26 protein-coding genes and 1 pseudogene are annotated in these 24,371 nt (G+C 58.4%); 20 read left to right on the forward strand and 7 right to left on the reverse strand.

Translation table 11 applies throughout. The features are described 5' to 3' along the window. Window positions 1-57: 57 nt before the first annotated feature. From Enr8_RS22880 to Enr8_RS22895, 4 genes are all read right to left on the reverse strand, one after another. A complete protein-coding gene (locus Enr8_RS22880) occupies window positions 58-327 on the reverse strand; it encodes a BMC domain-containing protein (RefSeq protein WP_146436212.1) in 270 nt (89 codons plus the stop codon). 46 nt (window positions 328-373) lie between these two features. After that, window positions 374-679, reverse strand: coding sequence for a BMC domain-containing protein (locus Enr8_RS22885; protein WP_146436215.1), 306 nt, complete (start codon window positions 677-679; stop codon window positions 374-376). Window positions 680-864: 185 nt separating this feature from the next. Next, on the reverse strand, window positions 865-1,572 hold the full coding sequence (gene pduL, locus Enr8_RS22890) for a phosphate propanoyltransferase (protein ID WP_146436217.1): 708 nt from the start codon (window positions 1,570-1,572) through the stop codon (window positions 865-867). A 38-nt stretch (window positions 1,573-1,610) separates the two neighbouring features. Further along, complete coding sequence (locus Enr8_RS22895; RefSeq protein ID WP_146436219.1) at window positions 1,611-2,396, reverse strand: DeoR/GlpR family DNA-binding transcription regulator; 786 nt, start codon at window positions 2,394-2,396, stop codon at window positions 1,611-1,613. Window positions 2,397-2,630: 234 nt separating this feature from the next. Between Enr8_RS22895 and Enr8_RS22900 the strand changes: the two genes are divergently transcribed. From Enr8_RS22900 to Enr8_RS22920, 5 genes are all read left to right on the forward strand, one after another. Further along, window positions 2,631-2,897, forward strand: coding sequence for a hypothetical protein (locus tag Enr8_RS22900; protein WP_146436221.1), 267 nt, complete (start codon window positions 2,631-2,633; stop codon window positions 2,895-2,897). 190 nt (window positions 2,898-3,087) lie between these two features. Beyond that, window positions 3,088-3,582: a GNAT family N-acetyltransferase gene (locus Enr8_RS22905; protein ID WP_146436223.1), complete on the forward strand. Its 495-nt coding sequence runs from the start codon at window positions 3,088-3,090 to the stop codon at window positions 3,580-3,582. Between the two features lie 44 nt (window positions 3,583-3,626). After that, entirely contained in the window at window positions 3,627-3,953 is a 327-nt protein-coding gene (locus Enr8_RS22910; protein ID WP_146436225.1) for a Dabb family protein, read from the forward strand. Window positions 3,954-3,958: 5 nt separating this feature from the next. Beyond that, window positions 3,959-4,792: a DNA alkylation repair protein gene (locus Enr8_RS22915; protein ID WP_146436227.1), complete on the forward strand. Its 834-nt coding sequence runs from the start codon at window positions 3,959-3,961 to the stop codon at window positions 4,790-4,792. A gap of 99 nt (window positions 4,793-4,891) precedes the next feature. Next, window positions 4,892-5,140: a hypothetical protein gene (locus Enr8_RS22920; RefSeq protein WP_146436230.1), complete on the forward strand. Its 249-nt coding sequence runs from the start codon at window positions 4,892-4,894 to the stop codon at window positions 5,138-5,140. An 18-nt stretch (window positions 5,141-5,158) separates the two neighbouring features. Here the strand turns inward: Enr8_RS22920 and Enr8_RS22925 are convergent, their stop codons facing one another. Both Enr8_RS22925 and Enr8_RS25615 read right to left on the reverse strand, forming a co-directional pair. Beyond that, window positions 5,159-5,593 carry a helix-turn-helix domain-containing protein gene (locus Enr8_RS22925; RefSeq protein ID WP_186767819.1) on the reverse strand — a complete coding sequence of 145 codons (435 nt, stop codon included), beginning with the start codon at window positions 5,591-5,593 and terminating at the stop codon, window positions 5,159-5,161. 591 nt (window positions 5,594-6,184) lie between these two features. Next, window positions 6,185-6,715 (reverse strand): glycosyltransferase family 2 protein, encoded by a 531-nt coding sequence (locus tag Enr8_RS25615; protein WP_222434928.1) that lies wholly within the window; start codon window positions 6,713-6,715, stop codon window positions 6,185-6,187. 336 nt (window positions 6,716-7,051) lie between these two features. Here Enr8_RS25615 and hisI point away from each other — a divergent pair, with 336 nt between their 5' ends. Both hisI and Enr8_RS22940 read left to right on the forward strand, forming a co-directional pair. Beyond that, window positions 7,052-7,447 (forward strand): phosphoribosyl-AMP cyclohydrolase, encoded by a 396-nt coding sequence (gene hisI / locus Enr8_RS22935; RefSeq protein ID WP_146436236.1) that lies wholly within the window; start codon window positions 7,052-7,054, stop codon window positions 7,445-7,447. Between the two features lie 186 nt (window positions 7,448-7,633). Beyond that, window positions 7,634-7,942 carry a hypothetical protein gene (locus Enr8_RS22940; RefSeq protein ID WP_222434929.1) on the forward strand — a complete coding sequence of 103 codons (309 nt, stop codon included), beginning with the start codon at window positions 7,634-7,636 and terminating at the stop codon, window positions 7,940-7,942. A gap of 89 nt (window positions 7,943-8,031) precedes the next feature. On the opposite strand, the gene Enr8_RS22945 is transcribed toward Enr8_RS22940, so the two are convergent. Then, the gene (locus Enr8_RS22945) at window positions 8,032-8,400 is read right to left on the reverse strand and encodes a hypothetical protein (protein ID WP_146436240.1); all 369 of its coding nucleotides are present in this window, start codon (window positions 8,398-8,400) and stop codon (window positions 8,032-8,034) included. Between the two features lie 502 nt (window positions 8,401-8,902). Between Enr8_RS22945 and Enr8_RS22950 the strand changes: the two genes are divergently transcribed. The 13 genes and pseudogenes from Enr8_RS22950 (at window position 8,903) to Enr8_RS23005 (ending at window position 24,327) form a co-directional block, all read left to right on the forward strand. Continuing rightward, a complete protein-coding gene (locus tag Enr8_RS22950; protein WP_146436242.1) occupies window positions 8,903-9,871 on the forward strand; it encodes a DUF1559 domain-containing protein in 969 nt (322 codons plus the stop codon). A 99-nt stretch (window positions 9,872-9,970) separates the two neighbouring features. Further along, complete coding sequence (locus Enr8_RS22955; protein ID WP_146436244.1) at window positions 9,971-10,444, forward strand: transthyretin-like family protein; 474 nt, start codon at window positions 9,971-9,973, stop codon at window positions 10,442-10,444. Between the two features lie 247 nt (window positions 10,445-10,691). After that, window positions 10,692-12,245 carry an arylsulfatase gene (locus Enr8_RS22960; protein ID WP_186767821.1) on the forward strand — a complete coding sequence of 518 codons (1,554 nt, stop codon included), beginning with the start codon at window positions 10,692-10,694 and terminating at the stop codon, window positions 12,243-12,245. A gap of 208 nt (window positions 12,246-12,453) precedes the next feature. Next, window positions 12,454-13,146 carry a tetratricopeptide repeat protein gene (locus Enr8_RS22965; RefSeq protein WP_146436248.1) on the forward strand — a complete coding sequence of 231 codons (693 nt, stop codon included), beginning with the start codon at window positions 12,454-12,456 and terminating at the stop codon, window positions 13,144-13,146. 1,014 nt (window positions 13,147-14,160) lie between these two features. Further along, window positions 14,161-14,490 carry a co-chaperone GroES gene (locus tag Enr8_RS22970; RefSeq protein WP_146436250.1) on the forward strand — a complete coding sequence of 110 codons (330 nt, stop codon included), beginning with the start codon at window positions 14,161-14,163 and terminating at the stop codon, window positions 14,488-14,490. A gap of 66 nt (window positions 14,491-14,556) precedes the next feature. Then, window positions 14,557-16,170, forward strand: a complete 1,614-nt coding sequence (gene groL / locus Enr8_RS22975) for a chaperonin GroEL (protein ID WP_146436252.1) — start codon at window positions 14,557-14,559, stop codon at window positions 16,168-16,170. Between the two features lie 295 nt (window positions 16,171-16,465). Then, a pseudogene (locus Enr8_RS22980) lies at window positions 16,466-16,678 on the forward strand (type II secretion system protein); the annotation flags it as partial. Window positions 16,679-16,794: 116 nt separating this feature from the next. Continuing rightward, the gene (locus tag Enr8_RS25620; protein WP_186767838.1) at window positions 16,795-16,977 is read left to right on the forward strand and encodes a hypothetical protein; all 183 of its coding nucleotides are present in this window, start codon (window positions 16,795-16,797) and stop codon (window positions 16,975-16,977) included. A 307-nt stretch (window positions 16,978-17,284) separates the two neighbouring features. Next, complete coding sequence (locus Enr8_RS25625) at window positions 17,285-18,214, forward strand: DUF1559 domain-containing protein (RefSeq protein WP_186767822.1); 930 nt, start codon at window positions 17,285-17,287, stop codon at window positions 18,212-18,214. 48 nt (window positions 18,215-18,262) lie between these two features. Further along, a complete protein-coding gene (locus tag Enr8_RS22990) occupies window positions 18,263-18,679 on the forward strand; it encodes a peptidase associated/transthyretin-like domain-containing protein (protein ID WP_146436254.1) in 417 nt (138 codons plus the stop codon). A gap of 760 nt (window positions 18,680-19,439) precedes the next feature. Beyond that, window positions 19,440-20,615, forward strand: a complete 1,176-nt coding sequence (locus Enr8_RS22995) for an HD-GYP domain-containing protein (RefSeq protein ID WP_186767823.1) — start codon at window positions 19,440-19,442, stop codon at window positions 20,613-20,615. Next, the gene (locus Enr8_RS23000; protein WP_146436258.1) at window positions 20,612-21,301 is read left to right on the forward strand and encodes a thioredoxin domain-containing protein; all 690 of its coding nucleotides are present in this window, start codon (window positions 20,612-20,614) and stop codon (window positions 21,299-21,301) included. Before Enr8_RS22995 ends, Enr8_RS23000 begins: the two co-directional genes overlap by 4 nt. 80 nt (window positions 21,302-21,381) lie before the next feature. Then, window positions 21,382-24,327 (forward strand): PAS domain S-box protein, encoded by a 2,946-nt coding sequence (locus Enr8_RS23005; protein ID WP_146436260.1) that lies wholly within the window; start codon window positions 21,382-21,384, stop codon window positions 24,325-24,327. Window positions 24,328-24,371: the final 44 nt, after the last annotated feature.

Consider the following 24,371-nt stretch of genomic DNA (forward strand, 5'->3'; position numbering starts at 1 on the left):
AAAGGCTCCTTCCTGTGCGTACCGGGTAAAAAAACGAGCGTCGTACCTTGTTGCGACTTAGCTGAAGTAAGCGTCGACCAGACCGTCAGCCGGACGCGGAATCACGTGGCTGCCGACCAACTCGCCAACTTGCTGAGCCGCCGAGGCGCCCGCTTCGACCGCCGCGCGAACGCTACCGACGTCGCCGGTGACGACCGCGGTGATATAGGCGCCGCCGATGTTGACGCGCTTCGTAATCGTGACATTGGCGGCCTTCGCCATCGCGTCGGTCGCTTCGACCAGGCCGACCAATCCCTTGGTTTCAATCAGACCAATTGCAGTTTGCATCGTTTTCAATTCCTGTGGGGAATGTTCGTGAGTGGGTGGGGAGAGACTAGCCAGCCGAACCGCCGTAGGTCACCGAGGGGGGCAACACGACCGTCAGATCGTCATGCGGACGCGGAATCACCTGCACGGCGACCACTTCGCCCACGCGACCAGCCGCCGCAACGCCAGCGTCAGTGGCGGCTTTGACCGCAGCGACGTCGCCCGTCACAAAGACCGAAACCAAACCGCTGCCAATTTTGTCCCAGCCGACGAACTTCACGTTCGCAGCTTTCATCATCGCGTCGGTCGCCTCAACGAGGGTGATAAAACCCTTCGTTTCGATCATGCCCAACGCTTCCATTGCCTTCGCCATGGGGTGTCTCTCCCGATACAAAAAACAGGAAACGAAATTTCAACTCGCCGCGTCTGCTGTCGCTTGGCGGCGTCACATTCAACTTGTTCTAAAAAAAGGTCCGCGACCGACCAAGCTTCGTCATGGTGCAGTCTCAATTTGGCCGGTGCGGACGTAATTCGCTTTGCCGGATCAAAGCCTTGCGCTTAGTGCTTTTTGCACCCGCACGGCTCTTGCTTCACCAGCTTGATTTCAGTCGCTGCGTCCAAGTTGCAGGCGTTCCCCTCATCGGTATCGAGGTGAACTTCCAGCTTGCTGACGTCATCGGCCCGCACTAGCAGGTCTTCAAACGTCGTCGTGCAGCCGTTGGAGACGATCCGCAGGTTGACGCGATCGCCATTGGCGACGCCATAAGCCTGCGCATCGCGGTTGTTCATGTGGACGTGGCGTTCGGCCCGGATGACTCCTTCCCGCAGTTCGACCACGCCTTTCGGACCAACCAACACGCAACCAGGCGTACCGGCGATCTTGCCGCTGGCGCGGACCGGCACGTCGATCCCCAGCGAGATCGCGTCGGTAAAGGCCAATTCGACTTGGCTATAGTCGCGGGTCGGCCCCAAGATGCGAACCTTCTCCAACATGCGGCGACGCGGACCGACGACCATCACGGTCTCTTCGGCGGCGTAAAAGCCGTCCTGGTACAGGTCCTTCATCGGGGTCAGCGTGTGGCCGGGGCCAAACAGCGTTTCAACGTCGGCGTCGGTCAGATGAACGTGCCGCGCCGAGATGCTGACGACCAACTTGGACGGCTCACCCGCAGCCGGAGCGGCGGCGGCCGGCACTGCGTTGCCAGCGACAATCTGGCGAACGATTCGTTCGATCGTCGTGCGATCGAGAGTCGGAGCTTGCGTCATGGGAGGGCGCTTTAAAATCGACGGGGGTTACGGTGGGTTTAGCGTACGGCCTCGGGCGGCGTCGAGCTGTCGGCGACGATCGTATCGATCCCCGCCGTCTGCAAAACTTCGAGCCAATCCGGCGTGATTTGGTCATCGACCACCAGGCGGTCGATCTCATCCAGCGGACATTGGTGAGCCAGGCTCTGCCGTCCAAACTTCGTACTATCGGCGACGATGATCACTTCGCCGGCGGCGCGGACCATCGCTTGTTCGGTTTCGACCAACAACAGGTTGCTGTTGTAAAGTCCTTGCTCGGTGATGCCGGCCGTGCTGAGGACCGCCCGCCGAGCGTTTAGTTTGGCGATCATCTCGGTGGCGTACGGTCCGACCGAAACGCCGGTTCGGTTGTGGACGTAGCCGCCGACAAAAATCAAATCGGTCGTGCTGCTGGCCATAAACAGGTTGGCGACCGGCAGCGAGTTGGTGACCACTTGCAGCGTTCGTCCGACCAGCAGCTGAGCCAGCTCGTAGGTCGTGCTTCCGCCGTCTAAAAGGACCGTGTCGCCATCTTCGATCAACGTGCTCGCCGCGCGGGCGATCTGCCGCTTTTTCTCCCACTGCATTTCTTGCCGGAGCTCAAAATGCGGGAGATTGGGGGCCGGGCCGGTGTAAAAGACGCCGCCATGCGTCCGCTTGGCCGAACCGAGGTCCTCTAACGAATCTAGGTCACGCCGGACCGTCGATTCCGAGACTTCCAGCTCGCTGGCCAAATCTGGTAGCGAGGCGAAGCCGCGCGACCGGACCAGCTCTAACAGTCGTGCTCTCCGCACTTCCGCTTGCATCGTCTGGAGGTCCTCAAGGGTAGCAGTTTATCGTCTTTCTTTACTCGACCTAGATTATGCATTCTCTTCTGACGAAAAACAATCAGTACGTGAAAGAATTCTCTCAAACACAGAAACTTAGCGTTCACGAAACGCTCATATTGGCGCAATCCCAAGTGCTAGCAACACTTACAGAATTAAAAATGGGAACTTCAGTCAAAGAATAACGCCGACATGACCGCTGGGAACGCCAGAATGGCCAAGATCCGCCAAATCCGCCTGGCGGTTTTCTTTCACGGGTTATGCCGAATTAGCCGGCGGCGACGGCCGATAGAGCCTGTTGTTGGTTCGCCGCCAGCAACTCTTCCACGAGCGCAAAAAGGTTCTCGCGCCAAAGTAAACGCCGAAGCAGATCGCCGCGCCAACGCGTTGCGACAATGCCCGCGCCGCCAGGTAATTCATTCCGCCATTCAGCGCGCCAGCGATAGCTGGGAAGATGACGTCGACGAAGTAGCCAGCTAGATAGATGGCGAGTACGACGAATCGAAGTATCGCGGCCAACAAGATCGCCAATAGCGTCCAAGACGCGAATGCCGCACCACTTGGTCGATAGGCGGGTCGCATGATAAACCTGACAACGATCTTGCGGCGATGAGGATTTTCGACAGACTCGCCGACAGTCTCCCCGGATTCCCCGAGATTTGCACTTCCCATGTCTTTGCCAGTCGACTTGACGAAGCGATTGTCAGCACGGCCTAAGCCAACACGCGATGGCAAACATTCTGTCATTACCTTTGCAGACCGCCCCAGCATCGAAGATTGGCTCCGCCTCCATAGCGAGAGCTTCCTTGGTGGACGTGCCCCATGGCCTGAGACGAGGTTCCGCCGCGAACTACTCGATCGCCTCTGGTTCTCGCCCGAGCACATGTGGTGGGCGATCTCCAACGACGGCGACCGACCGATCGGGACGATCACGCTGGAAGTTGACGGCGACGCGGGGCAGATCCACTGGCTGATGGTTGATCCGGCGGCGCGTCGATCGGGCGTCGCCTCGGCGCTGCTGCAGGCGCTCGAAAATGCGGCTTGGGACGCTGGCGTACGACAGCTTTCGGCCGAAACGCTCTCGACCTGGGCCCCGGCGGTCGCTTTTTATCGTCGGCATGGCTATCAAGCCCCGCCGATTGCCGATCGGGCGAAGTCGCGTTAGAGTACGTTTTTCCTGACACTTGTTTGATTCCAGCTGAGAGCCCTATGTCCGAACGTAAGCACATCGCTCACAACGTTTTCTTTACCCTCAAAGACCAGTCGGTCGAAGCGAAGGAAAAGCTGGTCGCCGAGTGCCACAAATACCTGACCGGGCACCCAGGCTGCTTGTACTACTCGGCCGGTTTGCTAACGCCGGAACTCGATCGCCCGGTCAACGACCGCGACTTTGACGTCGCGCTGCACGTGATTTTCGATTCGCTCGAATCGCAAAACGCCTACCAGACGGCGGAACGCCATCTGGAGTTCATCGCCAACAACAAGGAGACCTGGGAAAAGGTTCGCGTCTTCGACTCGACTGTCGGCAACGGTTAGTCGCCGTGCCGCGCACGATCGAAGAACTGAAAGCCCGAAAGCCGGCCCGTCGCGGTAGCGAAGTGCCGGCCGACGTCTTGAGGGCGATGAACGCCGGGCAGATCGAATCGCGCAACCTAGTCGAATGGCTGATCATCGACCAGGCGAAGCTGCTCAAAGCGATCTTGCCGCAAATCGGCCTGACCGACGCGGCCGCACAAAAGTCGCTGCTTAAAGAGGCGCGGGCGCTCAGCGAATCTGGCATCATGCAGCGCTGTAGCGGCATCGGCGCCGCGTTTCATCAGACGCTCGGGGGCGCAAGAGAATCGGATGCGATCTTCGCAGCCATGACGCAGCACGCCAGCGACACGGTGCGCATCTGGGCCGCATTCGCCGACACGGCCAATCCCAAGCTCACCTTCCCGCAGCGACTGAAACGGGTACGCAAGTTCGCGATTGATCCGAACGCCGGGGTGCGCGAAATCGCCTGGATGGCGGTACGCGCGCCAGCGTCTGACGCGCTGATCGACGAGGTCCATCGCCTGCAACCGTGGGCCGAGAACAAGGATCCGTTCGTTCGCCGGTTTGCGATCGAAGCGACACGTCCCTGCGGCGTCTGGTGCGCGCATCTCAAACGGCTGAAGGAAGACCCGACGCCGATGACGGAATTGCTGGACGCGTGCCACAGTGACGACGCGAAGTACGTGCAAGACTCGGTCGCCAACTGGCTGAACGACGCCAGCAAGTCGCAGCCTGACTGGGTGATCAAGACGTGCGATCGCTGGACGGCCGAATCGAAGACGCCGCAGACGAAAAGAATTGTCCATCGGGCGCTACGGACGTTGCGGAAGAAGAAATAGAGAAAGATCGCCTAGATACCGTATGCACTGCTAGACAAGCCAGCAGTGGCACACGTTGAAAGACATGCTCATCCAAAAAAACTCGGCAAGCAGCGTACCATGGCGCGACCAACTCATGACAAGCCGATCTCGCCAGACGAACGACAACTTGCCGAGCGGCTAGGTTTCGTCACGGGCAAATGGTATTGGATTCGGCGGAGCGACGGCAGTTTGTCTCCCCACCTGTTTCATCGCATCGAAGTCGACGCCCAGGGAAACTACGTCGGGCAGTTTTTCGTCGGTAGTTTCTTGCGCAGATTCCCGCTAAGCGCGGCGGTCGGCGAGGCGACCATGCCGCGCAAGCGGTGAATCTTACGTGCCGCTGCTCTAATCGCGCATCGCTCGCAGGATCGAATCGTCCGAGATGCTGCGCTGCGCCGTGCGGCCCAGATCGTCCAGCGAGCGGCGCTGGCCGACATTGTTCCACGCGTTGACTTCGTTCAGCTCGGGCATAATGTCGTTGAGCTGATCGACCAACGTTTCGGCCATGATGCGAACGCTCGATTCTTTGGAGCGTTCGAGGATCGCCTTGGCGGTCTTCATCACGCGAACCAGTTTCGCCCGTTGCCGAATTGGAGCCGAGAGATCGCACTCCGGCTCTTCCAATAGATCTTGCACGGGGACGTCCAAGGCCTGGCTCCAGCGATAGAGCTGGGTCAGGAGCAAATCAGACGTCTCTTCCTCTTCGTCGCGCACTTGCGAAGAGGTGATGCCAAGCCGTCGAGCTGCCGTGCGGAGCGATACGCCTTGTTCTTTGCGCACCTCCCGGATTCGATGCAGCGGCCTCTCAGGCTGCGTCCGAATGCGCGGAGATACAAAGGCCAACGAACCGCGAGTCAGTTCGAAAGGAACCGTTGCCATAATCTGTCCTCCCTAAGTTCCGGTGACGCCGAAAGGGAGAACGAAAGCAAAGATACAAGTTTCCGACCGCGCAGCAACATCGTTCCGAACAAGTCGGAATGGAAAAAAATTGCCCGATCGATTGGAAATTGAACTCTGTTCCGCTAACCCGCCGCTACGCCAATCAACTGTCCTGAGTCGTTTTGACCGCGTATTCGACGTCTAGTTTTTATCGGGAGCCGCTTTTTGATGAGCCTCGACCTGCGGCAGACGATTCTACAGCAAGTACTGTACGACCCCCGAAGTGATGGGACGCCTGAGTAACCCTCCAGGCACGAAATAAATCCGAAAGTGCCTCTTTTAGGAAGAATGGACCTGGAAGTCCTCTTTGGCGATTCTAGATTCTACCGGAGATGGCGGATCAATTCAAGAAATACTTATCCGCTATTTTCAAATCGATGCCACAAGCCGACGCCTAGCGCAGGCAATTCGGATGTTAGTTTTTTCCCAGATTTATTCGCCTAGAGCGAAATTGCCGATCTTCCGCAGGAAGTTGGGGCGCGGCATCAGGTCGGGCGAATGCGCCGGGCGTTCTTTCTTGACGTCCGAGCCCCACTGCATCAGCCGCTCGAGCAGGTTCTGGTCGATCCCCAGACCGGGGCTGCTCGGAACTTGCGGCGCCGCCGCGACCGGAATGGCGGCGTTCTCTTGGTGCATCTGCCACATCCCCACCAGGTCGGCTTCGCTGACCGGCTTGCGGGCATCATGAATCAGCACCACTTCTCCCACCGCCTGCTGACTGCCGGTATCGACCGCCGAGGCGATTCCACGGCAGCGGGCGTGGCGAAGTACTTTCACCTGCGGATACAGGTATCCGAGGTCTTTGGCCACTTCTTCGGTGTGGTCGGTCGATCCGTCGTCGACGATGACCAGCTCAAAATGGTCGGTCAGTTCCGGCAATACGTCGAGCAGACGTTCGACGTCGCGCGCCAGCCACTGCTGCGCGTTATGAACCGGCATGATTAGGCTCAGCGACTTGTCCAACGTCTCACCTCTCTTCACTCGAGTCGACTTCGTGACGACACTTCTAACCGGGATTCGTTCCACAGCGGGGCGCATTGTCAGGCCATAGCGGCGTGATAGCACCCACATTGGGAAAGATCGGCGGAAGCGCGGGGCTTTTTCAATCTCCCCGTTTCGCGCTTGCTTAGCCGGTTCGTGCCGTAAAGTTGGGTTGTGACGTTTGCAAAGGGGTAAACCGCGAGTCTGCCGCCCGTAGACTAGTCGGGGCCACGCAACAATTGAGCGACCCTGTTGACCCGACATCGATTCCTGTCGAAAACTGAATCGAGTAGCACTTATTTATCTGGAAAGCCCGCGATGTCCATTTCCCTGCCCCGAGAACCTGATTTCGCCAAAGCGGGCGGACTGGTCCCCGCGATCGCCCAAGACGCCGACAATGGCGAGGTCTTGATGATGGCCTGGATGAACCCCGAGGCGTTTGCCGAAACGCTCGCTACAGGGCGAGCCGTCTACTTCAGCCGCAGTCGCGGCAAACTGTGGCGCAAAGGAGAAGAAAGCGGGCACGTTCAGACGGTCGTCAGCATCTTCGTCGACTGCGACGCCGATTGCCTGTTACTGAAAGTGCGGCAAGAAGGCGCCGCCTGTCACGAAGGATATCGAACCTGCTTCTTCCGCCAGATCGGCCAGGACGAAACGATGATTCTAGGAGAGCGGCTAGTCGATCCGGCCCAAGCATACGGCAAGAAACCGTAATCAAAGCCTGGATTCCCTAGTTCCTCAAACGTAACCGTCCGGCCAACCGCACTATCAACGACAGATTTCTTTACGCAGAAACGGCATTTCTGGAATTACTTGCCGTTTTTTTCTAGCTCCTCACAACTTCCGCCCGATATATTGGGCGGCAGTTGCAGGACAATCTCTAACTCGAGGAACACAGCGATGTTAATGATCTTGGTAATTCTTCTCGCTATCGTTGCACTGGTGCTCGGAATTCTCCAGTTGATCTACTTCATTCAAGTATTGATGCGGATGTTTAGCAACGATGAGTCGACGCTCGGCATTATCTGCATCGTGCTGACGCTTTGCAGCGGCTTCGGACCGCTGCTGACCTACATCATGGGCTGGGTCAAAATGGACAAGCTCCAGACGCAAGCGATCATGCCGAAATGGACGACCTACTTGGTCGCCCAACTCGTGATCACCGTGCTGCTCATGATTCTGTTGGCGCTCCTCGGTCCGGCGAACTAGTCGCTAAGCGAACTACAACGATAAAAGGACCGCCAAGCTTGGCGGTCCTTTTTCATTTCTTGCCTCTTGCAGGGCAGGCCCCCGCAGAGCTACGTCCCGGCGATCGGCAACCAGCGGCCATCGTTCAAGTGCCACGATTGTCCGTCATCTTCGTCAAACAAGATCGCCGCATAGCGGCCCGGCTGCGTTTGCATCAGCTTGACTTGATAGGCGCCGGTTCGATCTTTCAAATCGCGGGAAGGCTCGATCTTCACCCAGGCGCCTTCCTGCATCTCGACCGATTCGCCGGTTACCTGGTTGTAACGAATCGCAACCCAGCGGCCGTTGCTAAGCGAAACCATCTCGACGTCAAACGTCCCTTGCGGACGGGGCTTTTGCTTTTTGTCATTCTTGGCGACGGCGACCGTTACGGCGCCGATGCAGCAGACAAGCACGAGCGGCAGAATCAGTTTTCGCATGATGGGGCCTCACTATGGGACAAATAGTAACCACATAAAGGGGTAGTTTGTTTGTTATCAATTATCTTGAGATTCTCCGCAACCTAATATTGCCGCGGCCCCTGGCTTGACGACGCTCCCCTACCTCCGCCAGGCGAGCGTCCCCCACACTGACTAACAAAACTCAACACCCTTACACACCGCTATTAACGCTTTACCGGCAAAGATCTCTCCATTCGCCACCTGCCCCATCGGGCATGCCCGTCGCCGATGTACGAATCCTTATTTCTCTGTTTTGCGCACAAGACTCTCCGATCCGCCGCACATCGAACCCCCATATCTACAATATACATACTAAGTTTTATTAGGTTTCAATGAATAACCGGCACTCCGCGGGAAGAGCGATTGTTTCGCCTCGCTCAACTTTTTCTACTGACCCGAATCAAGTCGGAAGCGGTCGCGTGCTCGCTTCGCCATCGTGTTAATCGAAACACTTTCCTCCTATTTCTAAAGAGTTGATGAAATGAGCCTCGGTACTTCTTCAGGTCTCAAATCTCGCCGTCGCGGCTTCACCCTGGTCGAACTGCTGGTCGTAATCGCGATCATCGGCGTCTTGATCGGGCTGCTGCTACCCGCCGTCCAACAGGCCCGCGAAGCGGCTCGCCGGATGCACTGCCAAAACAATCTGAAGCAGATCGGGCTGGCGCTGCACAACTACCACGACACTTACAATTCACTCTCGGCCGGCAATCAAGGTTCGCCGTCCGCGACCTCCTACAGCGGCCATGGCTGGACCTGGCACTCCAACATTCTCTCTTTTCTCGAACAGAACACGTTGTTCGACGCGATCCAGGGCTCCGACGGTTGGGGCAACGAATCGGGCAGCCAAAGCTCGGGCAAACCGCTGATCGTGCAGGCGACCGTCGTCAAGGCCTTCTGGTGCCCTTCCCAAGAAGACGTCACGAATGGCCCACAAAAAAATGGCTACCAGCCGTCCAACTACAACGGCAATATGGGAACCCGGATCGGCAGCAGCGGTGACAATTGCAAATCATCCGACATCCAAGATCTCGACGACATGCGTTCCGAGGATTGGGGCTGCATGAACGGAAATGGCATTTTTTACGTCGATAGCAAGACTCGCTTCGCGGACGTGCGAGACGGTTTGTCCAACACGATCTTTGTCAGCGAAGTCGTCGACACGGGGGGCGATACCATCGGGTATTGGAGCAATGGCGCCGATCGTCGCGCCATTTTCTCGTCCGGGGCCGACGGCAATCCCCCCTCCGAAATGACCGAGTATCTGATCGCCGCCGAAGGGAACGATCCGATCAACGGCGGCTCGGAAGAAGCGGCCGGCAGCTGGCATCCCGGCGGCGCCAACTTCTGCATGGGAGACGGCAGCATCCGCTTCCTGTCGGAAAACATGAACATGGCGACCTATCAAGGCCTTAGCACTCGCCGCGAAGGCGAAGTTCTGGGCGCCTACTAAGCCGTCATTTGCCAACCGAAAAGGCCGCGCCGTCAATCCCACAGCGGCGGCGGCCAAGCGGAAATCTCAATTTCCTTCAACCCACAAAAGAGTTGTCCTGTGAAATCGAAACAAGCTGGTCGCCTGGCGGTGGCCCTGTCGGTGATATTGCTGGGCCTGCCAGGCTGCGGCGGTCCTAGTGATCAACCTGACTTGGGCCGGGTGCATGGCACCATCACCATCGACGGCACTCCCCTGAGTGGCGTCGTTGTCGTCTTTCAACCCGAAAGCGGTCGTCCAGCCCATGGCCGCACCGACGCCAACGGCCAGTACGAACTGACCTACATTCGGGACACGCGCGGAACGAAAGTCGGCCGCAATCGCGTAGAGATTGCCCCGAGCGAAGAAGAGGATGAACCTGCCCAGGACGAATCCGACACCGAAGAGGTCCAGCGCAGCCGGCCGACCAAGTCCGGCAAACCCCGAATCCCCGCTCGCTACAACATCAAGAGCGAACTCGAAGCCGACGTTCAGCCTGGCGACAACACGTTCGATTTTGAACTAACGTCGAAGACGGGCCGATCACGCCGGTAGGTTTTCGGCTTTATCAATCATCAAGCAAGGCGTTGCCGACCGGCAGCGCCTTTTTTGCTGCGCTGCTCGCGGCGAAGTAGGCGGGTTCTTTTTTTCCCAAGTCCCGCAATCTCGATCCCGGCCGCTTTCGGAGATTTCTCCGCTGAAAGCAGCCCCGATGCGAAAGATCCGTTCGGACGGGCCCGCGTTTCCGTCTATACTGCCGGAATCACCCGCAACGAAATCTCCGATCCCCTCGCGACTTGCCATGCCTGCTCCCCTCCTCTCTCGCTGCGTCACCTTGCTACTGTTGTCTCTGTGGGTCGCTGCCGCCCATGCCGGCGATCGCCCCAATGTCGTGCTGATGATGGTCGACGATCTTGGCTATTCCGACTTTGGTTGCTACGGCAGCGAGATCGAAACGCCCCATATCGACGCCCTCGCCGACGGCGGTCTGCGGTTCCGCAACTTTTGCAATACCGCCAAATGCCATTCCTCGCGGGTGTCGCTATTGACCGGGCTCTACTGCGATCAAGCTGGCGCACAGTCGTTAAGCCGCGGCGTCACGATCGCCGAGGTGCTTGGCGCCGCTGGATATCACACGGCGATGGTCGGCAAGTGGCATCTGGGCGCCGAGCCGACCGATCGCGGCTTTCAAAAGTACTTCGGCCACCTCTCCGGCGCGACCAACTTCTTCGTCGGCGACGACACGTTCCGTCTCAATGGCAAAAAATGGAACGACTTCGACGAAGACTTTTATACCACCGACGCCAATATCGCTTGGGCCGAGAAGTTCCTGACCCAGGCCATGGAAGAAGATCCCGACAAACCGTTCTTCCTGTATGTCGCCCACAACGCGCCCCACTATCCGCTGCAGGCCCGCGAAGAAGATTTCCGCAAGTACGAACATCGTTACGAAGAAGGCTGGGACAAACTGCGGGCCGCCCGGTACCAGCGGCAGTTGGAGATGGGCCTGATCCCGAAGGCCTGGGCCCTATCACCCCGGCCAGAGCATGTGCCGGCGTGGGACGAACTATCGGAAGAGCAGCGCGACTGGGAGCGCCGCCGGATGGCCGCGTTCGCCGGCATGGTCGACCGCGTTGATCAAACGACCGGCCAACTGGTGAAGTTCCTGAAAGAGAAAGGGGTCTACGACAACACGCTGATCCTGATCTGCAGCGACAACGGCGCTTGTCCGTTTGATCGGACCAAGGGAAAAGAGTTCGATCCGTGGGATTCTCGCTCGTACTGGTGTTACGACACCAGCTGGTCGCACGTCGGCAACACGCCGTTTCGCCTGCACAAGCAAAACCAGCATGAAGGTGGGATCTCGTCGCCGCTGATCGCCCATTGGCCGGCCGGGCTAAAAACCAAGCCGGGCGAGATCACCGACCAACGGGCTCACTTGATCGACGTGATGGCGACCTGCATCGAACTGGGCGAAACCGAGTATCCTGCCCAGTGGTCTGGCCGCAACCTAGAGCCGCTCCAAGGCAAGTCGCTGCTGCCGATTTTGGCCGGCAAGACTCGCCAAGGCCATGACTTCCTCTACTACCACTTCGCCACCAACCGCGCCATCCAAAAAGGGAAATGGAAGCTAGTCACCCATCGGGCGTCGCAGTGGGAGCTGTACGATATCGAGAACGATGGAACCGAACTGCACAACGTAGCTGACCAACATCCCGAAGTGGTCGCCGAGCTTTCCGCTCTCTGGCAAAAAACGGCGACCGAGACCGATCACCTGAAGCCGACCCAAACGCGTCCTGTCTCGGGAAAAACCCCGCCGCTACTCAACAAAAACGGCACGCCCGCCAAACGCTAGAAGGTAGGGTAGGCCGTGCCTGCCGAGATGGATACGGCTGCATATCTGCCGACGCGGCCTGCCCCAAAACAGTGCGTTTATGCGCGAAAAGAAAACATCTTCCTGACAGTCCTTCGTTGAGAACTGACGCCGTTTCTCCCGTGTATAATTGACCGCCAAACGCGAGTCGATCAAAGTGCGCGGCGTCAACATTTCCCCAGGACAGTCCATGTCAGCAAAGCTCCTATCAACGTTCTGCCTGCTTAGCTTCGCCCTCATCGGTTGTGGTTCGCCCAGCGGTTACGACGCAGCGGAGACCGCCTACATCAATGGCGAGTACGAGAAGGCGATTGAACTATTTACGGAAGTTGCCAAGACCTCCGACAACCCGGCAGTTTATTGCAACCGCGGCAACTGCTATTCGGTCCTAGGGAATATCGATGCAGCGTTGGCGGACTATGAAACCGCAATCGATTTGATGAACAAAGTGACGGACGATCCCAACGATCCAAATCTCGCTTACTTCTACTACAACCGCGGCTTCGCCTGCGATATGGCAGGCAAGTATGGGCAAGCGATCAAGGACTACGAACGAACGATCGCCGTCAACGCGACCTACCCCGACGTCAAGAACCACCTTGGCTGGGTGTTGGCGACCTGTCCCGAAAAGAAGTATCGCAACCCGAAGCGAGCCGTGGAAGTCGCGACCCTGGCCTGCGAAGAAAGCCAATGGCAAGACGGTTCGGTGATCGATACGCTCGCCGCCGCGCATGCCGCCGCCGGCGACTTTGCGCAGGCGGTCCAGCGCCAGGAACAAGCGATCGCACTGATCGAAGAGGATGAGGGCAGACCAGAGTTAACGGAACGGCTAGAGCTATATCGCAATAAGAAGCCGTTCGTCGACGCTCCGCCGGTGAAGTAGCGTGTAACACGTGAAGGTGTTAGGGTATGCATTTGCTTATTCCGAATTCGACCGCTCGTTCAACCCAAGAAATGCTGGACGAAAAAGTGTGAGCGCATGATGCCCGATGGCCCGAAGTCGCCGTCACGACCGACGGTAAAGCGCCTATTTGCGTTGTCGAGCAATCGATGCGCATACCCAGATTGCTCAACTCAATTGGTTGACCCAGCGACTGGATCGATCGTAGGCGAAGTCTGTCACATCAAAGGTGAAAAACCAGGAGCCCCACGTTACGACAGCGAGCAGGATAACCAGTCTCGCCATAGTTTTGAGAACTTGATTCTTCTTTGCAATTCTTCTTTGCAACGTCCATCACAAAATCGTTGACGATGATGAAGAGCTGTTTTCGGTCGAACGTTTACTCCAAATGAAGTCAAGTCATGAGACCCTAACTGCCTGTTGAAAAATGCCCTCGTGGCATTTTCCAACCTCGCCAGGCTCAGAGCATAGCTCTTCGCGGCTCGCAAAATAACGACTTACGTCGCTATTTTGGGATCGCATCCATGCGATCACGCAGTCCGTCGAGAAAATCAACGGCCTGCTCGAGGTTCAGTCCAGGGAACTATGCCTTGGGAATGGGACGGGGCAAACAATCCGTTGGCGAGGATGCGTGGAAGGCGCAACCACACGGAAAGGTTGGAAAATCGCTCGCCGTTGCGATCGAGTTCGGCGTGGTCAATGGTCGGGGCCAAATTTTGAAATGGCCGTTCGATCGACGACAAATCCCCTCCCCTGCCCTTCTGTCAGATTGGCAGCCCTGCCCTGGCTCGCTCGCCTCGCCCAAGTGACCATTTCAGAAAAACGTTTCCCAGTCAGGACTTACGACGCAAGACATTTTGTTGGCACACCGGTTGCTCTTATGGGGCTCCATCTTGAAATTCCGCAAGATTGGCAGCCGGTGCGCTTCCTAGGCGCCTGGCATCCTCATATCCCCATGTTCCTCAAACTTGGATCATTCTCGGAGGAAATCGACGAATGGCGACCGCGACCAAAAAGAAAACCGCTTCCAAGCCCCGTTTGCAGCCCCTTGGCGACCGTGTTGTCGTTAAGCGTGACGAAAGCGAAGAAATGACCGCCGGCGGCATCGTTCTGCCGGGCGCCGCTCAAGACAAGCCTTCGCGCGGCATCGTCGTCAGCGTCGGCAATGGTCGTCTGTTGGACGACGGCACCCGCGCTCCGCTGCAAGTCGCTGAAGGCGATCGCGTCATCTTCAGTCGTTACGCCGGCAACGACACCTTCCAGATCGGCGACGACGAAGTCATCTTGATCCGCGAAGACGACATTCAAGCCGTCCTGACCGACTAGGTTTTCGCCCCGACAGGGCTAAGAACCAACCACCGAACAAGCAAATCCTCATAGGAGTTATCTTTCATGGCGAAAATGATTGCGTTTGACCAGGAAGCCCGCGAAGCGATTCGCCGCGGCGTCTCGAAACTGGCCAAAGCGGTAAAGACGACCTTGGGTCCGAAGGGACGCAACGTCATTCTGCAGAAGAGCTTCGGCAGCCCGACCGTCACCAAGGACGGCGTCACCGTCGCCAAAGAAATCGATCTGGAAGACGTCTATGAAAACATGGGCGCCCAGATGGTTCGCGAAGTCGCCAGCAAGACCAGCGACGTCGCCGGCGACGGCACCACCACCGCCACACTGATGGCCGAAGCGATCTTCAACGAAGGTCTGCGTGCGGTCGTCTCGGGCGTGAACCCGATTCACATGAAGTCGGGCATCGAAAAGGCGGTCGCCGACATCACCGAAAAGCTGAACGGAATGGCGATTCCGATCAAGAAGAAAGAAGAAATGGCCAACGTCGGCTGCATCGCCGCCAACAACGATCGCGAAATCGGCGATCTGCTGGCTGACGCGATGGAAAAGGTCGGCAAAGACGGCGTCATCACCGTCGACGAAGGCAAGAGCCTGGCGACCGAAGTCGAATGGGTCGAAGGGATGCAGTTCGATCGCGGTTACCTGTCGCCGTACTTCGTCAGCGACACCACCATGATGCAGTGCGTGCTGGAAGATTGCTACGTCCTGGTCTTTGAGAAGAAGATCACCAACATCAAGGACCTGGTCCCGGTGCTGGAAGCGGTCGTGCAGCAAAGCAAGCCGCTGTTGATCATCGCCGAAGACATCGAAGGCGAAGCCCTGGCCACGTTGGTCATCAACCGCATCCGCGGCACCTTCAAGTGCTGTGCGGTGAAGGCCCCGGGTTACGGTGATCGTCGCAAGGCCATGATGGAAGATATCGCCATCCTGACCGGCGGCACCGCGATCTTCGAAAGCCTCGGCATCAAGCTCGAAAGCTTGGGTCTGGCCGAACTGGGTCGCGCCAAGAAGGTCATCGTCGACAAAGACAACACGACGATCATCGAAGGCGCCGGTCAAACCCAGCACATCAAGGATCGCATCACGCAGATCCGTCGCGAAATCGAGAAGTCGACCAGCGACTACGATAAAGAAAAGCTGGAAGAACGTCTGGCCAAGCTGGCCGGCGGCGTCGCCAAGGTCAACGTTGGCGCCGCGACCGAAAGCGAAATGAAAGAGAAGAAGGCTCGCGTCGAAGACGCCCTGCACGCCACCCGCGCTGCCGCGGCCGAAGGCATCCTGCCGGGCGGCGGCGTCGCCCTGCTTCGCGCGTCGTCGGAAGTGAAGCCGAAGGATCTGACCCACGACGAAGAGATCGGCTACAACATCGTGATCCGCGCTTGCCGCGCCCCGATCACGACGATCTCGAACAACGCCGGCAAAGACGGCAGCATCGTCTGCGAAAAGGTTTTGGAAGGGAAAGGCAACAGCGGCTACAACGCGTTGACCGACACCTACGAAGACCTGGTCAAGGCGGGCGTCATCGATCCGGCTCGCGTCACCAAGACCGCCCTGGCCAACTCGGCCAGCGTCGCGACCTTGCTGCTGACCAGCGACGCGCTGATCGCCGAAAAGCCGAAAGACGCCAAGGGCGGACACGGCGGCGATCACGACATGTATTAATCGACGCCCGGCGACGCCGAGCCGTCGCCGAGAAGTCTACGATGCGAAGAAGGGCCGTACTCCCAGCGAGTACGGCCCTTTCTTTTTTGCGCCTGCCGGTCAACGCCGAATGCCCAAGGGTTAAGCAGCCGCTACCAAGCTACGCGCAATACCCGCCACCAATGGCGATATGCCATGCGCACGACTGAGCGTCTAGCGCAATGAATTGGGCGCGCCAATCGGTACGTCGATTGCCTAAGGATTTCTACTCCACTTTGATTCCTTACCCTCTTGTTTTGGTGCTGGGATTTCTCGGATGAATGTTTCGCTGCGTCGCAAGGCGTTTACGTTGGTTGAATTGTTGGTGGCCATCGCGATCATCGGAGTCTTGATCGCCCTGCTGCTACCGGCGGTGCAACAAGCTCGGGAAGCGGCGCGGCGGATGTCCAGCTCGAACAACGTCAAGCAGCTTGGCCTGGCGATGCATAACTATCACGACACGCTCGGAACATTCCCGTTTGGCTATATTGCCGACGATCCCGACACGGGCGTTCATCGAACAGAACGCTTTCGCCGACCTCCTGAAAGCCGACACGACGGAGTACCTGATGCACGTCTCCTCCGACATTCAAGGAGTCGAGATCGATGGTCTGCTCTGTCCGTCCGAAGCGAACGGCGACGCCACCGGCGGCAAAAACGAATATCGAAGGAGACTCGACGAAGTTCGTCGAGGCGATTCCAGTTCGTTACAACCAGAAATCGAATCTGCAACTGAAAGTCGACGCGGACCGACAGCAGCAAGACTTTGAGCTAACGAGCAAGTCGTAGCGGCAACGAACAGCACAGCGTTTTCAGTCGTCACCCGCCGTGGGTGACGACTTTCTTTATTCGCCTCTGCAAAGCGGGGACTGATTCCCCCCGCAGTAACGAGTAGCAACTCGACATTGCATTCCTTCTCTGCCTAACAATGCGGCAGAAAAGTCGCGAGCCACGCCCCAGTTTACCGCAACGGCTGGTAACGCGCACACAACCGCCTCCAATGCGCAACTTATGGTGGGCACGAAAAGGTACGTGTGTTGCTATTATTCAGGAATCCTTCAATCTCTTCCATTTTTCTTTCTTGCAGAGGTTTGCCATGACGAACTTTTCTCGCAGACGCGCGTTTACCCTGGTCGAGCTACTGGTGGTAATTGCGATCATCGGCGTTTTGATCGCCTTGTTGCTGCCAGCGGTGCAACAAGCGCGAGAAGCGGCTCGCCGAATGTCCTGCTCCAATAACCTGAAGCAGATCGGACTCGGACTGCACAACTATCACGACACCTTCGGTTCGCTGCCGCCGATGATCGTCAAATCGGGCGAGTCGCCTGACGATGTTCGTCCGGCGTGGGCCTGGAGCGCCCTACTGCTGCCGATGCTGGAACTGGGCAACCAACACGATGCGCTGCAAGTCGGCACGCTGTCGCTCACCGATTCGGCGGCCACGGCCGAGGGCGCCGCCGTACTGGGAACCGCCCTGCCTGCGTTTCTGTGCCCGTCCGAAGCGGGAGCTTCCGACGTCACCGCCCGCGCCGTCTCGGGAGTTAACCTGGGCCGCTCCAGCTACCCTGGCGTCAACGGCCATGGACCGCGGGTCTATTACTACGACCAAGGCCCGACGGCGAGCGCTTCCGGCATCTTCTCAGACCGCGTCAAGGGCTTCCTCTTCCGGGACGTCATCGACGGTACGTCGAACACGATGGCAGTTGGCGAGCGGACGCAAACGCTTCCCCGTACGACCGAGCAAACCAGCACGCAGTGGGCAGGCGCCTCGCATGGCGAAGAAGACGACAGCGGCTATCGCGGCTCGCTGGAAGTCGCTGGTTGCACTGGTTATCCGCTCAACGAGCCGTACGTCGACGGCGTTACCAACTGGCAGTACAAGCATTGGTTCCGCAGCTTTCATCCGGGCGGCGCACAGTTCGCCTTTGTCGACGGCAGCGTCCACTTTATCGCCGATACGATCGACATGACGACCTACCGCAACCTGTCGAATCGTCACGACGGCGCCGTACTGGGCCAGTACTAATCATCTCCTTCCACCATCCGCAAGCGATTCAACAAGGAGACCGATCGTATGAAGATGCGACTGTTGCCGCTGCTGGCGGTCGTCGGACTTGTCGGCTGCTTCAGCAACAAGCCCGACCTGGAGTTTGGCGAGGTCCATGGGACGATCACGCTCAACGGCGAGCCGCTGAAGAACGCCAAGGTGCGATTCCAACCCCCAGCCGGACGCCCCTCGTTTGGCGCGACCGATGCTGCGGGGGAGTATTCCCTTTACTTTCAGGGAGAACCGTGGGGAGCACTGGTTGGCGTGAACAACGTCGCCATCACGACCGAGGACATGTTTGAAGACGAGGTCACCGGCGAGCGAAAATTCGTTCGTGAGCTCCTTCCCAAAAAGTACCATGTCGAATCAACGCTGACCGCCGACGTACAACCTGGCGATAACCATTTCGACTTCAATCTGGTCGACGAAAAAAAGCGGAAGTAAACCGAAACGCTTCCTTGAAAACGCCGTCGACCTGACGGCGTTTTTTTTATGCGCGCTACACGAAGTCACTCGACCTACCGGCGTCGAGCCAAAGATGTCACGATTTTCCGCTTCTCTCCTTTGACTAGCGTTAACGCGCGCAAAGCTGACGCGCATTGCCTTGCGAATAGGCGCCATGCCTGGCGGATCCCGGCCAGGACCAGCCAATTTGTACGTATCCGACGCGAACTGGGCTTTTCGTCGCGCGCGGCCATTTCGGCGCGATGCTTGCACTTACGGCACCTCAGTTCCGCTTGTCTGGGCTCCTGCCTTTCGGCCTTAGAAGATCCCCGGGACTGCCCCACCCAAATCAACGGCTTTTCGCGGCTCCTTCCTCCCACCACCTGACGCTTCGAGACAACTTATCGACCCCGCGGCCGTCGTAGCCTACCTGCGACGGCCGCCTTATTTCTTGCCCGCGTTCCCCCATTTCTCCGGGATATTCGCTACGACATGATCAAGCGGAACGTCCTTTCCACATTGGTGATGCGCTTGTCCGCGTGCTAGGAAACGCCCCCTTAGTTACGTCCTACCTTCTGCATAGCGGCGAATCCTAATGGTGGAGTTACGCTACCGCCGGAAAGAACATCGCCCAACTGGCAGACCGCTGCAGCCCCGACACACCAGCGGCAACGTTTTTCGACTCGATCAAACTGACTGGCAAATGGACTCGATAATTTCCGAACTTGACACTTCCTCTTCGGTGGGATTGCCCCCCTCGATGCAACGCCCAAGCGAAGCGTCCCAGGCGGAATCCGACTCGCCCAGCGCGCTGGAGTTCAATGATCGAGAAATGCGGCAGAAGCGCATTATCGCCATTGATGACGAGCCGGTGAACCTTGCGCTCGCCGAGGCCTACCTTCGCCACGACGGTTTTGAACGTCTTGAGTTTTACTCCGACCCGCAAACGGCGCTGGAAGTCGTTCGCAACGATCCGCCCGATCTGATCCTGCTCGACTTGATGATGCCCAAGCTAGATGGCCTCAACTTTCTGAAGGCGATCGAAACGACGCACAATCAATTGTTAGCGCCGGTGATCCTGTTGACCGCTTCGTCCGATACCGAGCATCGTCGCGAAGCGCTGGAACTGGGCGGCGCCGACTTCCTGCAAAAACCGATTCTCGCCGAAGAGTTGATCCCGCGAATTCGCAACGTGCTCAGCGCCCAGCACTTCAAGACCTGGCTCCGCGATCAAAACCAACGTCTGGAGCAGCTCGTTCAGCATCGGACAAAGGAGTTGGAGCGGGCGCAAGGTTTGATCATTGCGTGCCTGGCCCGTGCCGCCGAATTTCGCGATGAGCTGACCGGGCACCACAATATGCGGGTGGCGAGATACGCCGGGTTGATCGCCCGCAACGTCGGCTTGCCGGGCGAATTGGTCCGCACGATTCAAGCCGCCGCCCCGCTGCACGACATCGGCAAAGTGGCGGTGCCCGATTCGATCTTGCACAAACCGGGACGTTTGACGCCGGAAGAACGATCGCTGATGGAGCGTCATACCGACTGGGGACGCTCCATCGTCGAACCCGAAAAGAAATGGGGATTCATAATCACTGATCTCACCTCCGGCGATGCCGGTCAGGCAAACGCCGATCTGCTCCGCGTCGCTTCGCGAATCGCCATGAGCCACCACGAACGTTGGGACGGCGCAGGGTATCCGCAAGGCCTGGCCGGAACCGACATCCCGGTCGAAGCTCGGGTCGTCTCGGTCGCCGACGTGTTTGACGCCTTGTCGTGCAAACGCCCGTACAAGGACGCATTTCCGCCGGAAAAATGCCTGGCGATGATTCGTGAGCAGCGGGGGAAACAGTTTGACCCCGATATGGTCGACGCATTTGAGGAAGCGATTCCAGAGGTTCTCTGGATCCAAGAAATCTTACGAGATGAGGCGCAATGAACGTCCCCGCTACATCATCTCGCTGGAAGTGTCCCCTAACCACGCTGCTCACCGGATGGATCGTCGCGATCTGCCTGGTCTGGTGGAACATGACCGCTTATTCGTTTCAGATCGACGCCGAACCGACGCCGATTGAAGTCTGGCCGGCGGTCGCGGATATTCCGCTAGCCGCTGACCGGCCGACGGTGCTGTTGTTTCTGCATCCCCGCTGTCCCTGTTCGGTCGCCTCGCTGGCGGAACTGGAGCAGGCGATCGCGGCGACGCCTTCCGATCTTCGCCCCAACGTTCAGGTCGTGGCGACGGTCCCGCAGGAATATGACGCCTCGTGGACCGACACCAAGACCATGGCCCGCAGCGAGAACCTACCCGGCGCGAGCGTCTTTGTCGACGTCGGAGGCCATGAATCGCAAAAGTTTGGCGCCGCGTCCAGCGGTCACGTCATGGCGTTCGCACCGAGCGGCGAGCTGCTCTATTCCGGCGGCGTGACCCACTCACGCGGACACGAAGGAGACAACGTCGGCCGGGCGTCGCTCGTACGCGTCTTGTCAGACGCCAGCGATCAGTCCCACGTTGCGGCCGAGCTGCCGGCGTTCGGCTGTCGGCTGTTCCTGCCGGATTCCACTTGCGCAATTGTTCACCCGGGGCAAACGCCTCCGGCGCCCGCCAACCAAGAATCGACACGATAGGGGCTTCGGTGCCTGCTTCAGGCCTCCGCAATTCGGTAAACGCGTCCGTCTTTGCAGCGTCGGTCGAACGTCGATATCAGATGCAAACGGAGAATATCTACCGCAACACCGACCGTTTGTTCGCCGTGTTGATGCCGTTTCAATGGATTTGCGGAATCATCGCAACGGCCTGCGCCTCTCCTTGGGCGTGGTCGGGACAGTCAAGCTATACCCACCCGCACGTATGGCTGGCGATGCTTGGTGGCGGTCTCTGCTGTCTACTCCCTTGCTATCTGGCGATATTTCGGCCCGGCCGACTCAGCACTCGCATGGTCATTGGGTGCAGCCAGATGGTATTCGTATCGATACTGATTCACGTAACCGGCGGCCGCATTGAAACTCATTTCTACGTTTTCGGCTCGCTCGCGTTTCTGGCCGCATATCGGGACATCCGCGTCCTAGTTCCGGCCACGCTAATTGTCGCAGCGGACCATTTTGTACGCGGCATCTTTTGGCCCGAAAGCATTTTTGGCATCGCTACCGCCAGTCCTTGGCGATGGGTCGAGCATACCGGCTGGGTGCTGTTTGAAGATGTCTTCCTGATCCTTTCGATCCGGCAGAGCCTGGCTGAGGTACGGGAGCTGGCCCGTCAGACGACCGATACCGAGATCGCCATGGAGCGTCTGGCGATCGCCAAGCGTTTCGCCGAGCACAACGAAGCCCGGTTCCGCGCGACGTTTGACCACGCGGCGGTCGGCGTCGCCCATATCGGCTTTGACGGTTACTGTTTGCGGGCCAACAAACACATCTGCGAGATGCTGGAATACACCGAACAAGAGCTGCAGCACCTGCGATTCCAGGACGTCACCTACCCCGAAGACCGACAACTGGACGCGACTCGACTGCAAGGTTTTCTCGATGGCACATTTGAAGAAACGGCGTTTGAGAAGCGTTACGTCAGCCGCTCGGGCGAAGCCATCTGGGTACGTCTGACCGTTTCGATCGTCCGTGACGAGGAGTTCTTCATCTGCGTGGTCGAAGACATTCGCGAAGAACGTCGCGCCCGCGAAGCGCTCGAGAAATCGCATCTTGAGAACCACAAACTCTCGCTGGTCGCCGCCAAGGCGCGGCAGTCGGTCATCATTGCGGACGCCTTTTGCCGGATCGAATGGGTCAACTCGGCGTTCACGCAACTGACCGGATTTACCCAGGAAGAAGTCGAGGGTCGCAAGCCGTGGGATCTGCTTCAGGGCCCTGAAACCGATCCCCAAACCATCGCTCTGGTGGGTGAAAAAATACGGGCGAAAGAGAGCGTCAGCGTCGAGATCGTCAACTACTCGAAAACCGGCGAGAAGTACTGGATCGCCCTCGAAATCGAGCCCGTGTTCGACGACCAGCAGCGTCTGACGCAGTTTATCGCCACGCAAAACAACGTGACCGAGCGCAAACGGTATGAAGAGGACTTGCGCAGCGCCAAAGATGCCGCCGAAGCGGCCAGCGCCGCCAAAAGCGAATTCTTGGCCAACATGAGCCATGAGATTCGCACCCCGCTCAACGGCTTGCTCGGCTTCACCGATCTGTTGATTCGGGGCGCCGCAAATGACCCGGCCAAACGGGACGAGTACCTACAGATTATCCGCACCAGCGGCCGCAGCCTACTCGACGTGATCAACGATTTGCTCGATCTGTCCAAGATCGAAGCCGGCAAGCTGGAAACCGAACTGCTTCCCTGCGATCCGGCGGCGATCTTGTCCGAAGTCGCGTCGATCCTGAAAGTCAAAGCGGACGAAAAAGGGCTAAAGCTAGAACACGAGTGGATTTCGGATACGCCCAACCAGATCGTCACCGATGCGGTTCGGTTGCGGCAGTTGCTAACCAACTTGATTGGCAACGCGATCAAGTTCACCGAGTTTGGCGGCGTCTCGGTCTCGGCCAGTTGGAGCGCCAAACGCCAGCAACTGATGTTCGAAGTCCGGGATTCCGGCATCGGCATTCCGGAAGATCAACTCGAGGCAATCTTTGAACCGTTCTCGCAAGCCGATACCACCACAACGCGGCGTTTCGGTGGTACCGGCTTGGGCCTGGCGATTTGCCGACGTATCGCAGACCTGTTGGGCGGCGACGTCACCGTGCAAAGTCAGGTTGGCGCAGGGACGACCTTCCTGGTGAACATCGCCGCGCCGGCGCCCGACGAATCGTCCCAGGCCGTGGCGGAAAAAGTTACCGAAGCGGTTGGCGATCCCGCCTCGGCTCGCTCTGGCGAACAATTTCAGGGCGTCCGGGCGCTAGTTGCGGAAGATGGCCCGGTGAATCGCTTGCTGGTCGAAAAGATGCTGACTCCGTGCGGGTTCCAGCTGACCTTCGTCGAAAATGGTCAGCTGGCGCTGGAAGCGTATAATCCGGAGCGGTTTGATCTGATCTTGATGGACATGCAAATGCCGGTGCTGGACGGCTATGCGGCGACCGAACGTCTTCGCGCAACCGGCTGCGTGGCGCCGATCATCGCCATGACGGCGCATGCGATGGCGTCGGATCGCCAAGACTGTTTGTCAGCCGGATGCAGCGACTACGTCAGCAAACCGGTGACGCTGGAACAACTGCTGACGACGATCGAGCGGAATTTGCCTTCCTCGCACGCCCCAACCTCCACCGGCGATTCATCCGCCGAAACGGCGGCTGCGCCCCAAGACGCTCCGTTGGCCAGCGAGATTCTCCCCGGTATGGAGATGCTCGCCCCGGCGATCGACCTGTTCGTTAACGGCCTGCCTGAGTTGTTGGCCGACATGTTGGCGGCGGCGGAAGACGCCGATTGGGAAAAGGTCGAGCTATTAGCCCATCGCCTGCGCGGCTCTTGCGGAGGGTGCGGCTTCCCCGTGATGTACGACGTCGCAACCGCGCTGGAAGAGTCCGCTCGGACACAAAAGGACGCTCCCAGCGAAAAAACCAACAATGAGATTTTGGCGACGCATGAGCAACTGATGAAAATGTTGCCGCGGATCGAAGATTCGACCGGTCGTCGTCCTTATGCCGCGAACCCCGGCCTCTAAAGCTGGGTCTTGCGCTTTGCGGCGGAATTTCCGTACCTGCTAGC

Source organism: Blastopirellula retiformator (assembly GCF_007859755.1).
GTDB lineage: Bacteria > Planctomycetota > Planctomycetia > Pirellulales > Pirellulaceae > Blastopirellula > Blastopirellula retiformator.